Below are 14,428 nucleotides of genomic sequence, written 5' to 3' on the forward strand. Positions count from 1 at the left end.
AGAGACCGACGTGCTTAAGAATGTAAAAATTGTAGCAATACTGCTTGCAGGTATGACCTTGTCCGGCGCAGCGCTGGCGCAAACCAAGGTCGCGGTACTTAACCTACAGGCTGCGATCATGAGCACTGATGCAGCTAAGACCAAGGTAAATTCCCTGAAGACCAGTTCTGAGTATTCCAAGCTGCAAAGCAGTGCTGAGTCGATTCGAGCTGAACTGCAAAAAATGGCAGAAGATGCCAAGAAAAATAGTGTGACCTGGTCTGATGAACAAAAGACCGAATACCAACGCAAAATGAATTTTCAGCGTTCAGATTTTGAGACGACGGTGAAAAAATTGCGTGCAATGGAAGCTCAAGTGGGTCAAGAAATCCAGGCTTCTATGGGGCCAAAGGCTAGGGATGCCCTGGACGCACTGATTAAAGAGCAAAAGCTTGACGTAGTGCTGGATTCCAATACTGCCTACTATGTAAGCCCCAGCGTCGACCTGACAGAGGCTGTTGTTAAGCGTATGAACGCAGCCAAGTAAGTCGATAGTCTTATATGAAAGATAGCTTTTCTCTTGCCCAGTTGGCGCAAGAGCTGGGGGCCGACTTGCGGTTGGCGCCCGGTTCAGATTCCAATCAAAAAGTTCAGGGTTTAAATACACTGCAGGATGCCGGTGCAGAGCACTTGGCTTTCCTTGCAAGCCCCAATTATCGACGCTTTCTGAAAACGACCAAAGCTGCCGCAGTGCTGGTATCGGAAGAGTTTGTTGAAGAGTGCCCGGTAACGGCTTTATGTGTTGCGGACCCCTACTTGGCCTTTGCTCGAGCAACAGCCCTGTTCGATACAACTCCTGAAGCACCTATTGGTATTCACCCCTCTGCAGTGGTTCACCCTACGGCAGAGATTGGTACTGGTGTCAGTGTGGGGCCCGGCTCTGTGGTCGAGGCCTACGCAAAATTAGAGCCTGGAGCGATTGTTGGTGCTAACTGCTATGTTGGCGAGGGCAGTTTAGTCGGTGCAGGAACACGCCTGTATGCCGGCGTTGTTTTTCATCATAACTGCTCTATCGGTGCACACGGTATTATTCATAGCCAGACGGTTATTGGAGCCGATGGCTTCGGGTTTGCGCCTAATAAAGGCAGCTGGGTAAAAATTCACCAGCTAGGTGGAGTGCAAATTGGCGAAGATGTGGAAATTGGAGCCAATACCTGTATAGACCGTGGAGCTTTGGGTGATACGGTGATTGGGCGAGGAGTCAAGATCGACAATCTGGTCCAAATCGCGCACAATGTGAAGATTGGTGACTACACGGCCATAGCCGGGTGTGCCGTAATTGCTGGCAGTGCTGAGATAGGGAAGCATTGTCTTATCGGTGGTTGTAGCCGTATTAACGGACATATAACGATTACAGATGGCAGTCAGGTGTTGGGCAACACGTTTGTCACTAAATCGATAAAGGATACTGGTAGCTACTCTGGAGCGCTATCCTTTGCCGATAGTTCTACCTGGCGTCGTAATGCTGTGCGTTTTGGTCAGTTGGATCAAATGGCGCGCAGATTGAAAGATTTGGAAAAACAGGTTCAGGCACTGTCCCAAAAGAGTGGGACAGACGATTGAACTTTAGTTATTAATTAATTTAGCTTTGTTGTTTTCGGGGCGTTTTACGCCCCGAAGTGGTTTCTGGGGGCATTTGGAATGATGGATGTACGTGAAATTCGCGAGTACCTGCCGCACCGTTATCCTTTTTTGTTGGTGGATCGTGTAGTAGAACTCGAAGAAGGGAAGTATATAAAAGGCTATAAAAACATTTCTGGAAACGAAGAAGTTTTTAATGGCCACTTTCCGGAAATGCCTATTTTCCCGGGAGTGATGATTGTTGAAGCCCTGGCCCAGGTCTCGGGAATCCTCGGCTTTAAAACGTTTGGCAAAAAACCGGAAGATGGATATCTGTATCTGTTCGGTGGGGTTGATAAGGCGCGCTTTAAGCGTCAGGTGATCCCAGGTGATCGCCTTGAACTCGAGTCTGAAGCGGTATCTGTTCGCAGAAATATCTGGAAATTCGCTTGTAAAGCCAGTGTTGATGGCGAGCTGGCGGCTTCTGTTGATATCCTATGTGCCGTGAAAAAGGTTCAGTAATTCTGTAAAGCTCGCTGGAGAGTTAGGTTCAGGATTTTCCGGGTAGCCTTTGTTTTTAAGGGTACAGGTTACCCAGTACGATTAATGCCGAGGAGTAGATCCCAGAATGCAGACAAGTATCCACCCTACAGCTATTGTCGACTCTACGGCAGTAATTGGTTCCGGGGTGAGTATTGGTGCTTACACCATTGTTGGAGCCGGCGTAGAGATAGGTGATGGCTGTGATATTGCCTCTCATGTGGTGCTTAGTGGGCCGACCAAACTGGGGAAGAACAACCGAATCTACCAGTTTGCTTCCGTAGGGCAGGATACCCCGGATAAAAAGTATCGTGGTGAAGAGACGACACTCGTTATTGGCGACAATAACGTGATCCGTGAGGGGGTGACGATTCATCGCGGTACTATCCAAGACCGGGGCGAGACCACAATCGGTAACGAAAACTTGATTATGGCTTATGCCCACATAGGCCACGATAGCGTCGTCGGTAATCACACAATTATGGTGAATAACTGCGGGCTAGCCGGTCATGTGATTGTAAAAGACTGGGCGATTCTGAGTGGTTATAGTCTGGTTCACCAGAATTGTACCGTGGGAGAGCATGCCTTTCTGGGGATGGGTGCTGCTATCGGTAAAGACGTTCCTGCTTATGTTATGGTTGCCGGGAATCCTGCCGAAGCAAAGACCATTAACTCAGAAGGGCTGCGCAGACGGGGCTTTTCTAGAGAAGATATTGCCCTGATCAATAAAGCTTACAAGACTGTTTATCGTCGCGGTCTCACTATGCAAGAGGCGCTGCAGGCCTTGATGGAGTTGCGCGAACAATCTCCAGTTATTCAGCCGTGGATAGAGTCTTTGCAATCTTCCACCCGCGGCATTGTTCGCTGATTCACTTCCCTTTGGAGCTGTTTCGTGCAGCTCCGATTGCACTTTATTGAACTCCCATTTCATTCCAACATAAACAGCTCCCCAAGAGGAGGGATTTAGGCGTGTCAGAAAAAAATAAGCCGATACGAATTGGTATTGTTGTCGGTGAGGCGTCAGGAGATATCCTCGGTTCTGGTTTGATGACTGCATTAAAAACTCGGCTTCCCAATGTAGAGTTTGAGGGAATTGCCGGGCCGCGCATGCTGGAACTGGGTGCTAAAAGTTTATTCCCTATGGAGCGACTATCGGTAATGGGGCTGGTAGAACCTTTGAAGCGCCTTCCAGAACTGTTGAAAATCCGCAGATCTCTCCGTCGCCACTTTACTGATAACCCTCCCGATCTATTTATTGGTATAGATTCGCCGGACTTTACATTGACTCTTGAGGCTGCACTCAAGGCTGAGGGTATCCCCACCGTCCATTATGTCAGTCCTTCGGTTTGGGCCTGGCGGCAGGGTCGAATTAAAAAGATTGCGCGGGCTGTCGACCACATGTTGACCCTGCTTCCATTTGAAGCGAATTTCTACCGAGATAACCAAGTACCGGTGACCTTTGTTGGCCACCCTTTGGCTGATGAAATTCCCCTGCAAGTGGATGTCGCCGGCGAACGCAAAGCATTGGGCTTTGAGAAAGACGACCGAGTAATTGCCCTTTTGCCTGGCAGTCGTGGAGGTGAGGTTCGCATGCTGGGGCCGTTGTTTCTGCAGACGGCCCGATGGTGCCACCAGCGTCACTCGGATGTTAAATTTGTTATTCCCGCTGCCAACAAGCAGCGTATGGATGAGATTCAAGAGCAGCTAAAAGATTACCCTGAACTCCCTATTACTTTACTTGAGGGGCAATCGAGACGGGCCGTTTCTGCGGCAGACTGTGTGCTCATAGCATCGGGTACAGCAACCTTAGAGGCAATGCTGCTTAAAAAGCCCATGGTCGTTACCTATAAGCTGGGCAGGTTGACGTCATTGATCGTCTCACGGATGCTGCACACCCCATGGGTTTCGCTACCAAATTTATTAGCCCAAAAAGAACTGGTGCCAGAAATTTTGCAGAATGATGCCATTCCAGAGAATCTTGGTGCGGCAGTGATGCAGTACTTTGAAGACCCGCTTCTTGGGGATCATTTAGAGCGCGAGTTTTTCGAGATGCATCAACAGTTGAGGCGAAATGCTTCTGAGCGGGCTGCCGATGCCGTGGTGGGGCTACTGGAAGCTAAGCCGGAATCTGCCGAGTAGTAAGTTATGAGTAGTAAAACAGAATTGCCCCCCTATGTTTGCCCTTTCAAGGGTGATTTGATTGCAGGTGTCGATGAGGTTGGGCGCGGCCCCTTAGCTGGTGATGTAGTTGCCGCAGCTGTGATACTCGACCCTAACAAGCCAATTGCCGGGCTTGCCGACTCCAAAAAGCTGACTGAAAAAAAGCGCGAGCAGTTATTTGATGAGATTTGTGAGCGAGCGCTCAGTTACTCCATAGCTCGTGCAACGGTTGAGGAAATTGACCAGCTAAATATTTTGCAGGCAAGTTTACTGGCGATGCATCGTGCAGTTGCACAGCTATCCGTGCAGCCTGAATTTGTGTTGGTGGATGGCAATAAAAAACCGAACTGGGATTATCCTTGCGATACCGTTGTAAAGGGAGATGATCGTGTCGCTGCAATTGGGGCGGCGTCTATTTTGGCTAAGGTGACCCGTGATAGGGAAATGGTGGTGCTGGACTCTGAATATCCCGGTTACGGCCTTGCAGGTCATAAAGGGTATCCCACCAAGGCGCATATGGAAGCTTTACAGTTGCAGGGTCCCACTCCAATACACCGCACCAGCTTTGCGCCGGTAAGGCGCTTGCTAGAAGAGGTTGAGTGATAAACGGTTGTAGCGCTATTTATCGATTCGCTTGATTCTGGCCCGGGTAATCATCTTGTCTGAGACCTCCTCAATTTCCACCAGGTAATTGAGGATGTACAGGCTGATATTACCGTCGGGGATGCTCTCCAGGTGTTCCATTGCCAGGCCGTTAAAGGTTTTTGGCCCATCAGTGGGCAGTTCCCAGCCCAGGGTGCGATTAATATCGCGAATAGAAGTGCCGCCTTCGATCATGTACCAGCCATCTTCTATGGCGACTATCTCCTCGTCATCGCTGGGTACTGGACTTGCGGTGAAGTCGCCGACAATTTCCTCCAGCAGATCTTCCAGGGTAACGATACCCATTACCTCTCCGTACTCATCAACTACCAGCCCCATGCGGCGCTTGGTTTTCTGGAAGTTCATCAGCAGTGTGGGGAGTGGTGTTGCCTCGGGTACGAAGTAAGGCTCATCGGTGAAGGAGTTGAGCTGCTCTGCCGTTAAATTTTCCGGTCCGTCGCGCAGTATTTGCGCCGCTTTTCGCAGGTGAAGTATGCCTACTACTCGATTGATGTCACCGCGATATACGGGGAGGCGAGTGTAGGAGCTTTCCGCTAGCTGCTGCAGGATCTCTTCGGCGCTGTTTTCCAGGTCAACGCCCATGACTTCATTGCGCGGAATCATGATGTCTTCAACGGTTGCTTGGTCCAGGTCCAGCACGTTGAGCAACATGCCTTTGTGTTTGCTGGGAAGCAGGGCGCCTGATTCGAATACAACGGTTCGGAGCTCTTCGGGGGCCAGGTGTTCCGCTTCGCTATTCGCTTTTGTTTCGACTCCCAACATGCGCGCTAGGCCGTTGGATATGCCACCAATCAACAGCACCAGGGGAGTGAGCAGCCATTGCAGTGGGCGCAAAATAAATGAGGCGGGGAAAGCAATTTTTTCCGGGTGTAGAGCGGCAATAGTCTTTGGTGTGACCTCAGCAAAAATCAGTAGGGCAAGAGTTAAGACTATGGTGGTGAGTATTTCTCCGTATATCTGCGCGAATACTGAGCCGGCGATTACGGATACAAGAACGTTAACGAGATTGTTGCCGATTAGAATTGAGCCGATCAGCTTGTCCGGGCGTGCGAGCAGCTCGGTGGCGCGCTTTGCCCCGCGGTGCCCGCTTTTGGCTTGGTGCCGCAGGCGATAGCGGTTAAGCGCCATCATGCTGGTTTCGGAGCTGGAGAAGAAGGCGGATATCAGTATCAATAGGGCCAGCAAACCGAATAGCAGGCCCATGGGCATCTCGTTCAAGGGAGAACTCTTTTTATTTCCAAGCGGAGATATTGGAACATATTGCCGACCTCCGCAAGCTTTGCAGTCGTATATTCGATTACCCGCGCTGGAGAATGACTTCCATAACCAGCTTACTACCAAAATAGGCAAGTAGTAGGGCGGCGAAAGCGCTTAAGGTCCAACGCACAGCGGTATTGCCTCTCCAGCCTAACCTCCAGTGTCCCCATAGGAGTATGGTGTAAAGAACCCAGGCGACCATAGAGAGGATGGTCTTGTGTATTGGCCCCTCTTCAAACAAATTGCCAACAAAGACGAAACCGGTCAGCAGGGAGGCGGTGAGCAGTAGTTGCCCGAAAGTGATCAGGCCGAACAGCAGTGATTCCATACTCTGCAATGGTGGCAGAAGACGGGTGGCGCCTACCGGCCTGTGGTTGTGCAGCTGCTGGTTAAGGTAATAGAGATAGATCGCCTGAAGGGTAGCCAGGGTCAGCAGCGAATAGGCAGAAATAGACAATAGAGCGTGTACCGCAATGCCGGTAGAGATCTGTTGATGTGGCGTTACGGTGCCCCAAATATGGGATGCGGCAAATTCAGTGGCGGCTCCCACTGGTGCGAAAATAAGAATAAGTAGAGTAAGTGGCCGGCCAGCGGCCAGGATCAATAATAGAAAGTTAACTACCCAAGAAATCAGCGAGAGCATTGCCAGCAGGTCAAAGCGATAGCCTTCGGGTGAAAAGAGAACATGTCCCAAGGATATTCCGTGGGTGACAAGCGCGCCCGCCAAAAGGCTGAGAAGCAGCTTGGAATTCGGCTGTTGTTTTCGGGCCAGAGCCGCACCTGCAACTATGGTTGTGGCCAGGTAGAGAGCGATAGCTGTCCAGTGGGCGAAAGCCGCCATGGGTAAATCCGTGTCTTCATTATTGCGTTAGGGCAGGAGTGTGTCATAGCCAGTTGAAACAAGGAAGACTTGCGATATTTCGGCTGTGGCGAGACCTGGGCTATACTGCCGCGCCTCAGAGAGGGAGTTGCAGTTTGCTCCCCCCTAATTTCGCGCCCCTCCGCACTGGGGTTGAGTCCGTAAACGGAGAAATCGAGACGAATTTATGTTCGATAACCTGAGTGACCGCTTATCGGCGGCCTTAAAGAAAGTTACCGGTAAAGCGCGCCTTACGGATGACAATATCCGCGATACTTTGCGCGAAGTGCGCAAGGCGCTGTTGGAGGCGGATGTCGCCCTGCCAGTGGTTAAAGCATTTGTTCAGCAAGTGCGCACCGCTGCGGTAGGACAGAAGGTTAGCAAGGCTCTCAACCCGGGCCAGCAGTTTGTCAAGATTGTTCAGGATGAGCTGGTTAAGGTGATGGGTGCGGCTGCAGAGCCTCTCAATCTCGCCGTACAACCTCCGGCGGTAATCCTGATGGCGGGCCTCCAGGGCGCTGGTAAAACCACCAGTGTGGCCAAGCTGGCCAAGTACCTGCAGGAGCGTGAAAAGAAAAAAGTCATGGTGGTGAGTGCGGACGTCTACCGCCCCGCCGCTATCAAACAGCTGGAGACCTTGGCCGGTGAAGTGGGGGCACAGTTTTACCCCTCTACAGCTGAGCAGAAACCGCTGGATATTGCCAAGGGTGCTGTGGACGCTGCCCGCAAACAATTTGCCGATGTGCTGATTGTGGATACTGCTGGTCGACTGCATGTGGACTCCGAGCTGATGGATGAGATCCGTGAGCTGCACAGCGAGTTGGACCCGGCGGAAACCCTGTTCGTGATCGACGCAATGATCGGTCAGGATGCGGTAAATACCGCAAGTGCCTTTAATGATGCACTGCCGCTGACCGGTGTGATTCTCACCAAGGCCGATGGCGATGCCCGTGGTGGTGCGGCTCTCTCCGTGCGTCACGTCACCGGTAAGCCAATCAAGTTTATCGGTGTTGGTGAAAAGACCGATGCCCTGGAAACCTTCCACCCGGATCGTATCGCCTCCCGTATCCTGGGGATGGGCGACATTCTGTCTCTGATTGAAGAAGCAGAGCAGAAGATCGATAAAGAGAAAGCCGAAAAGCTGGTTAAGAAGGTCCAGAAGGGTAAAGGCTTTGACCTGGAAGACCTGCGCGATCAGCTGCAGCAAATGCAAAACATGGGTGGCTTTGGCTCCCTGTTGGAGAAAATGCCAGGCATGGGCGGTGTAGCGCAGGCTGCACAACAGGCCGATATGGGCAAAGAATTTAAGCGTATGGACGCATTGATTTCCTCCATGACTCCGGCCGAACGCCGCAACCCTGACCTTCTTAACGGTTCGCGCAAGCGCCGCATCGTTGCCGGTTCTGGCACCCAGCTACAGGACTTGAATCGCCTGCTCAAGCAGCACAAGCAGATGGGCAAGATGATGAAGAAGCTCAAAGGCGGGGGCATGGGCAAAATGATGCGCGGCCTCGGCGGCCTGCCCGGTATGGGCGGTGGTATGCCTGGCGGTATGGGCGGTATGCCTGGAGGCCTGCCACCGGGCCTCAAAAAGAAGTAGAGAACCGCAGTTCTCCGGGCGGCTTGGCGACCCTATACAAATCTGGGGTGGTACATTAGAATACGCCGCCTTTCTGCCGGCCCTGCTGCCGGTAAAAAGTTGTTGTGGTGACTGCTTAGTGCGGTTGCCTAGTGTTGAACCTATAGGAAAGTTACATGGTAACCATTCGTTTGGCCCGTGGTGGTGCTAAAAAGCGCCCGTTTTATCATCTGACCGTTACCGACAGCCGCAAATCTCGCGACGGTCGTTTTATTGAGCGTGTTGGTTTCTTCAACCCGGTTGCCCGTGGTCAGGAAGAGCGTCTGCGTGTTGATCGCGAGCGTGTTGATTTCTGGCTGGGTCGTGGCGCACAGGTTTCTGACCGCGTCGGCAAGCTTCTGAAAGAATCTGCTTAATTTGCGCGTAAGTGGTGCTCCTGTGACAGATAACGGAAAACCTTCCGAAGAGTTGGTCACGGTTGGGCGCGTTACTACCGTTTATGGTGTGCGCGGCTGGGTCAAGGTTCACTCCTATACCGAGCCGATGGACAACATCCTGCAGTTCCCTAATTGGCGCTTGCAGGGGCCGAAAGGTTGGGAAGCTCTCGAAATTGACGCTGGTAAGCGTCACGGCAAGGGCTTGATCGTACATGTGAAAGGCATTGATGACCGCGATTTGGCGGCTCGACTTTGCCAGCGCGATATTGCTGTAGCTCGTGAACTGATGCCTGAGCTTGAGCATGGTGAGTATTACTGGCACCAGCTCGAAGGGTTAAAGGTTGTCAGCCATTTCGATGGCGAAGATCACGACTTTGGTACCGTTGCTCGCATGATGGAAACTGGCGCCAACGATGTAATGGTGGTGCGCGGTGGAGCGGATAAGCGCGAGCGCTTGATTCCCTATCTACCTGATCAGTTTATTACCAATATTGACCTGGAAGTCGGTGTAATAACCGTCGACTGGGACCCGGCTTTTTAAGGCGTAGGAGCGATGACAAAACGAATCGCTCTGGTAAGCATTTTTCCGGAGATGTTTGCCGCATTGACCGAGTATGGCGTCAGTGGACGGGCTGTGAAAGATGGCCTTTTAGAAGTTCGCTGTTGGAATCCTCGGGACTTTACCAGTGACAGGCACCGGACTGTGGACGATCGCCCTTACGGCGGCGGACCGGGAATGGTGATGTTGGCTGAGCCCCTTTGCCAGGCTCTCGAGGCTGCTCGAGCTTGGGCTGGTGAAGATGGTGAATCTGTACGCAGTATCTACATGTCTCCCCAGGGTCGACAGCTCGATCAGGGTGGAGTGGAGCAGCTGTCTGCAGCTGGCAACCTGGTGTTGTTGGCGGGGCGCTACGAAGGTGTGGATGAGCGTATCGTCGAATCTATGATCGACGAGGAGTGGTCCATTGGTGACTATGTCCTCAGCGGTGGCGAACTGGCTGCTATGGTGATGGTGGATGCTATTACCCGCTTGATTCCCGGCGCACTTGGACACAACCAATCGGCGGTTGAGGACTCTTTCTCCTCTGGCCTGCTGGACTGCCCACACTACACCCGACCGGAACAATATCGGGGAGTAGCGGTACCGGAAGTTTTGCTTTCCGGCAACCATGAAAGAATACGCCGCTGGCGCCTGAAACAGGCATTGGTGCGCACGCAACAGCGACGCCCGGACTTATTGCAAGGGTTGGCGCTGAGCGATGAGCAGAAGTTGTTGCTGGATGAGATCCAGCGGGAACAGAAGCTCGAAGAAAATTGAGGCCGAATTCGCCGGGAGGCGCGAGTAGTTCGGTGAACTAGCTGAGAAGCTACACAATCTGTATTTGGGAGCGATCCAAATGACTAACAAAATTATCCAGCAGCTGGAGCAGGAACAGCTGAAGAGCGAAGTACCTCCCTTCGCACCGGGCGACACTGTAATCGTTCAGGTAAAAGTAAAAGAGGGCAACCGTGAGCGTCTGCAGGCGTTCGAAGGCGTGGTTATCGGTAAGCGCAACCGTGGTCTGAACTCCTCCTTCACCGTGCGTAAAATTTCCCACGGTGTTGGCGTTGAGCGTACTTTCCAGACTCACAGCCCGATGGTTGACAGCCTCAAGGTTAAGCGTCGCGGTGACGTGCGTCAGGCCAAGCTGTACTACCTCCGCAGCCTGACTGGTAAAGCTGCACGTATCAAAGAGAAGCTCAACTAAGCTCTCCTTGATCGCAGAAAAAGGCCGAAGCGTACGCTTCGGCCTTTTTTGTATGTGGGTTACGAGCAGCATATTTGGTGTCCCTGATTGGGCCTGCTTGCCTTAACTGACATAAATGGACACGGGCTTGCCCTGGCGCGGGGATACAGTCAATTTCGCTAAAGCGCTCACGTCTTGCGGTGTTTTGCGTGGTCCAAGATGACTGTATATGTTAAAACGTGCCAATTAGGTTCGCAGCGGCAAAGAGCTGCCATACTGGCTGGAACTGAAGGCCGATGATTAAGTCGAAGCCCAATGAGAATTTAAGGAGCAATTGGTAATGACGCTTATCAAGAAGCCGCTGGCAATCGCTGGCGCGCTACTCAGTCTGGTGGGCTCTGCAGCGTTGGCAGAAGTCGATACCAACGTTGTAAAAACCATCAAGACACGCCTTGAGGCGAGTAATCCCAAAGCAACCTATGGAGAGGTACGGGAGAGTCCAATTGAGGGGCTTTACGAAGTGGATGTCGATGACGGCAACACGACCCTGTTCGTCTCTGCTGATGGCAATCACTTTGTTTACGGCGATCTCTACCAGGTGAAGGCTGGCGGTGTTGCCAATCTTTCCGAGCAGCGTAGGACGACGCGCCGCGCTGAAGTGATGGGCGCCCTTGATACAGAGGATATGATTGTCTTCTCCCCGAAAGGTGAAACCAAGGCAAGCGTTTATGTATTTACCGATGTGGACTGCGGTTACTGCCGCAAGCTGCACCAGGATGTGCCCGAGTTGAACAAGCGCGGTATCGAAGTGCGCTACCTGGCGTTCCCGCGTGGTGGTCTTAACTCCCTGGGATATCGCAAACTGGCAACTGCATGGTGTGCGGAAGACAGCAATAAGACGCTGACTGCACTTAAGAACCGTGAAAACGTGCCTTTGGATGTCTGTAAGACAAACCCGGTGGCAGCTCAATACAAGTTGGGCAACGAGGCTATCGATGTGCGCGGTACGCCGACTATCGTGATGGAAGATGGCCGGGTTGTTCCCGGTTACTTACCACCGGATCGCCTGCTTAAAGAGCTGGGAATCTAAGCCCGGCTGATAGCTAAAAAACCGGCAACCGAGAGGTTGCCGGTTTTTGTTTTTAAGCAGGGTTTTTAATTTCTACTTTTCTCGGCTGGGTCATATTCTCCGGCGCGAGGATATCGTTCAGTTCCTCCTCACTCAGTAACCCCTCATCAAGGATTAACTGCTTCACACTGGCTCCGGTAATTAGTGCCTGCTTGGCGATACGGGTGGCATTTTCATAGCCAATAAACGGGTTTACCGCAGTAATCAGGCCGATACTGTTCTCAACCAGTTGCAGGCAGTGCTCTTCGTTGGCAGTGATGCCGCTCACACAGCGATCCGCAAGCGTGGTCATGGCTTGGGTCATCAGGCGCATGGACTGTAACAGGTTAAAGGCGATCACTGGCTCCATTACATTGAGCTGTAACTGGCCGGATTCAGCAGCCAGGGTAATCGTGAGGTCGTTGCCGATCACCTGGTAGGCGACCTGGTTAACCACTTCGGGAATAACCGGGTTGACCTTGCCGGGCATAATGGATGAACCGGGCTGCATCGGCGGCAGGTTAATTTCATTGAGGCCGGCGCGAGGGCCGCTGGAAATCAGGCGTAAATCGCTGCAAATTTTCGAGATCTTAACGGCGATGCGTTTCATGACGCCGGAGAACATCACGAAGGCGCCCATGTCGGAAGTGGCTTCCACCAGGTTTTCTGCGCAGATAAAATCGATGCCGGAAATTTCTGACAGCGCGTTAACAACCAGCTGGCGATATTCCGGGTCGGTATTAATGCCGGTGCCGATCGCGGTACCACCCATATTGATCTCTTTGAATAGGGCGACCAGCTCCTTAACTCTGTCGACATCTTCGCGCACAGTGGCGGCGAAGGCGGCAAATTCCTGGCCCAGGGTCATAGGTACCGCATCTTGCAGTTGGGTGCGACCCATTTTAATTACTGAGGCAAACTCTTTAGCCTTCTTGTCGAACTCAACGCACAAGCTCTCCATGGACTGAACCAGATCGCTGTAGCTGAGTAGAATGGCCAGGTTTATCGAGGTTGGATAAACATCATTGGTAGATTGCGACAGGTTTACATGGTTGTTGGGGTGTACTTTTTTGTACTCGGCTTTGTTGTGACCGAGTAATTCCAGCGCGCGGTTGGCAATCACCTCATTGGCATTCATATTGGTAGAAGTGCCGGCGCCGCCCTGAATCATATCTACCAAAAATTGATCGTGCAGTTTGCCATCGATAATCTCGTCACAGGCAGTGGCAATCGCATCTTGCAGTTTGGGCTCCAGGTAGCCGAGCTGTCCATTGGCCCTGGCCGCAGCTTTTTTTACCATCGCCAGTGCTTTTACCAGATTGGGGAAGTGGTTCAGGGTAATTCCGGTAATCTGGAAATTTTCCAAAGCGCGCAAAGTTTGAATGCCAAAATAGACATCGGCCGGTACTTCGCGCTCACCCAATAAGTCTTTCTCCAAGCGGGTTTCTGCACCTGCACTAAAAACCGGCATTGGTTTGAGTGTGTGGAAATCGTTGGTCATCAGTTTCTCTTCTCTTCATCGTATGGGCCTGTGTGGGGTGAGGTAATATCCCCACCTCCCGCAAGCCTCGTGTTGGGGTAATTTAGTAATTAATTGGGAAGTATTTTTAGAGTGGTGTCGCAAAGAAACTCTGCGGCCCCTCTGTAGAGGTTGCGCGAATATTCTCGCGAATATTTCTGTTGATCTCTTCGGACTCAGGGCCAAAAACACCACATAATTTCAGTGCATTTTTTATGCTGATGTTGCGACCGAGAGATTCGAGAACTACTTTTGTGCAGACTGGCTCACGCCTGTCACTGGCGGATGCTCCCAATTTTAATCCGGATAAATAGCTGACTCGGCTTTTATAGGTGGGGTATAAAATAGTTTGTGCGATTTCATTGTGAGTCAAGGATTCATAGCCGACCAAAAAAATACGATCGGCAAGAAAGAGCAGCATGCCTTTATAGCGGGATTTATACCACTCGTCCCTGTCCGGGTAGCGCATTCGTTCGAAGCGCTGAAAATAATACCCATCACCATCCGACTCAATATGCAGCAGGCTGCGAATAATATGGTCGGAGAAGGTCATGGAGTAGTGGTACTCGAAATAGAAGCCTAAATATTTATCGGCCCGCCCCTGGGACTCCCGCATCAGAATATCAATATCGCGATTGTAAGGTCTGGCGGGGAGGCTGTCGGAGACGGGCGCGTTGCGCACGCGAACAATTTGGCTGAATTGCTCGTGGGGCATCACGATTTCATGGGGCTCTACGCCAAAAAAATGACATATCTTTCCCAGGGTATACTGGGAGGGTTGAGTGTTGCCGTTGAGATATTTATTGAACTGGGCACGGTTTACCCCAATTCGCCGGCACACCTCGGCTATGGATGGGTAGAAGCTGCACAGAAGGCGGAGGTTTTGCGAAAAATCGTTGCTCATCGGTATTTTGCTTCTGGATAGAGGGGGTCCCTTCAAACCCTGTTAATCACTCAGTTCCTTATAAAGGGCGAAGCCA

The 14,428-nt window shown here is 51.8% G+C and carries 16 protein-coding genes; 12 read left to right on the top strand and 4 right to left on the bottom strand.

What is annotated here, in order from left to right:
• The first annotated feature begins 10 nt into the window (after window positions 1-10).
• The 6 genes from ACJJIE_RS00730 (at window position 11) to rnhB (ending at window position 4,902) form a co-directional block, all read left to right on the top strand.
• Complete coding sequence (locus tag ACJJIE_RS00730) at window positions 11-526, top strand: OmpH/Skp family outer membrane protein (RefSeq protein ID WP_282933668.1); 516 nt, start codon at window positions 11-13, stop codon at window positions 524-526.
• 14 nt (window positions 527-540) lie between these two features.
• On the top strand, window positions 541-1,602 hold the full coding sequence (gene lpxD, locus ACJJIE_RS00735; protein ID WP_282933667.1) for a UDP-3-O-(3-hydroxymyristoyl)glucosamine N-acyltransferase: 1,062 nt from the start codon (window positions 541-543) through the stop codon (window positions 1,600-1,602).
• Between the two features lie 78 nt (window positions 1,603-1,680).
• Window positions 1,681-2,121 (top strand): 3-hydroxyacyl-ACP dehydratase FabZ, encoded by a 441-nt coding sequence (gene fabZ, locus ACJJIE_RS00740; RefSeq protein ID WP_108734005.1) that lies wholly within the window; start codon window positions 1,681-1,683, stop codon window positions 2,119-2,121.
• A gap of 106 nt (window positions 2,122-2,227) precedes the next feature.
• Entirely contained in the window at window positions 2,228-3,007 is a 780-nt protein-coding gene (gene lpxA, locus ACJJIE_RS00745) for an acyl-ACP--UDP-N-acetylglucosamine O-acyltransferase (protein WP_282933666.1), read from the top strand.
• A gap of 101 nt (window positions 3,008-3,108) precedes the next feature.
• The gene (gene lpxB, locus ACJJIE_RS00750) at window positions 3,109-4,278 is read left to right on the top strand and encodes a lipid-A-disaccharide synthase (protein ID WP_282933665.1); all 1,170 of its coding nucleotides are present in this window, start codon (window positions 3,109-3,111) and stop codon (window positions 4,276-4,278) included.
• 6 nt (window positions 4,279-4,284) lie between these two features.
• On the top strand, window positions 4,285-4,902 hold the full coding sequence (rnhB, locus tag ACJJIE_RS00755) for a ribonuclease HII (RefSeq protein WP_444893184.1): 618 nt from the start codon (window positions 4,285-4,287) through the stop codon (window positions 4,900-4,902).
• Window positions 4,903-4,917: 15 nt separating this feature from the next.
• Here rnhB and ACJJIE_RS00760 read toward each other — a convergent pair whose 3' ends face one another.
• Window positions 4,918-6,180 carry an HlyC/CorC family transporter gene (locus ACJJIE_RS00760; RefSeq protein ID WP_282933663.1) on the bottom strand — a complete coding sequence of 421 codons (1,263 nt, stop codon included), beginning with the start codon at window positions 6,178-6,180 and terminating at the stop codon, window positions 4,918-4,920.
• Between the two features lie 79 nt (window positions 6,181-6,259).
• On the bottom strand, window positions 6,260-7,060 hold the full coding sequence (locus ACJJIE_RS00765; protein WP_444893185.1) for a cytochrome C assembly family protein: 801 nt from the start codon (window positions 7,058-7,060) through the stop codon (window positions 6,260-6,262).
• Between the two features lie 205 nt (window positions 7,061-7,265).
• Here ACJJIE_RS00765 and ffh point away from each other — a divergent pair, with 205 nt between their 5' ends.
• The 6 genes from ffh (at window position 7,266) to ACJJIE_RS00795 (ending at window position 11,911) form a co-directional block, all read left to right on the top strand.
• Window positions 7,266-8,678: a signal recognition particle protein gene (gene ffh / locus ACJJIE_RS00770; protein ID WP_444893186.1), complete on the top strand. Its 1,413-nt coding sequence runs from the start codon at window positions 7,266-7,268 to the stop codon at window positions 8,676-8,678.
• A gap of 155 nt (window positions 8,679-8,833) precedes the next feature.
• Complete coding sequence (rpsP, locus tag ACJJIE_RS00775) at window positions 8,834-9,073, top strand: 30S ribosomal protein S16 (protein ID WP_108733998.1); 240 nt, start codon at window positions 8,834-8,836, stop codon at window positions 9,071-9,073.
• A gap of 22 nt (window positions 9,074-9,095) precedes the next feature.
• Window positions 9,096-9,635, top strand: a complete 540-nt coding sequence (gene rimM / locus ACJJIE_RS00780; protein WP_108735295.1) for a ribosome maturation factor RimM — start codon at window positions 9,096-9,098, stop codon at window positions 9,633-9,635.
• Window positions 9,636-9,647: 12 nt separating this feature from the next.
• Entirely contained in the window at window positions 9,648-10,412 is a 765-nt protein-coding gene (gene trmD, locus ACJJIE_RS00785; RefSeq protein WP_444893187.1) for a tRNA (guanosine(37)-N1)-methyltransferase TrmD, read from the top strand.
• Window positions 10,413-10,485: 73 nt separating this feature from the next.
• Window positions 10,486-10,842, top strand: coding sequence for a 50S ribosomal protein L19 (rplS, locus tag ACJJIE_RS00790; RefSeq protein ID WP_282934563.1), 357 nt, complete (start codon window positions 10,486-10,488; stop codon window positions 10,840-10,842).
• Between the two features lie 319 nt (window positions 10,843-11,161).
• Window positions 11,162-11,911 (top strand): DsbC family protein, encoded by a 750-nt coding sequence (locus ACJJIE_RS00795; RefSeq protein WP_444893188.1) that lies wholly within the window; start codon window positions 11,162-11,164, stop codon window positions 11,909-11,911.
• Window positions 11,912-11,963: 52 nt separating this feature from the next.
• Here the strand turns inward: ACJJIE_RS00795 and aspA are convergent, their stop codons facing one another.
• Entirely contained in the window at window positions 11,964-13,430 is a 1,467-nt protein-coding gene (gene aspA, locus ACJJIE_RS00800; RefSeq protein WP_444893189.1) for an aspartate ammonia-lyase, read from the bottom strand.
• Window positions 13,431-13,536: 106 nt separating this feature from the next.
• On the bottom strand, window positions 13,537-14,352 hold the full coding sequence (locus ACJJIE_RS00805) for a helix-turn-helix domain-containing protein (RefSeq protein WP_444893190.1): 816 nt from the start codon (window positions 14,350-14,352) through the stop codon (window positions 13,537-13,539).
• Between the last annotated feature and the right edge of the window lie 76 nt (window positions 14,353-14,428).

This window comes from Microbulbifer maximicatervae (SeqCode) (assembly GCF_052467325.1).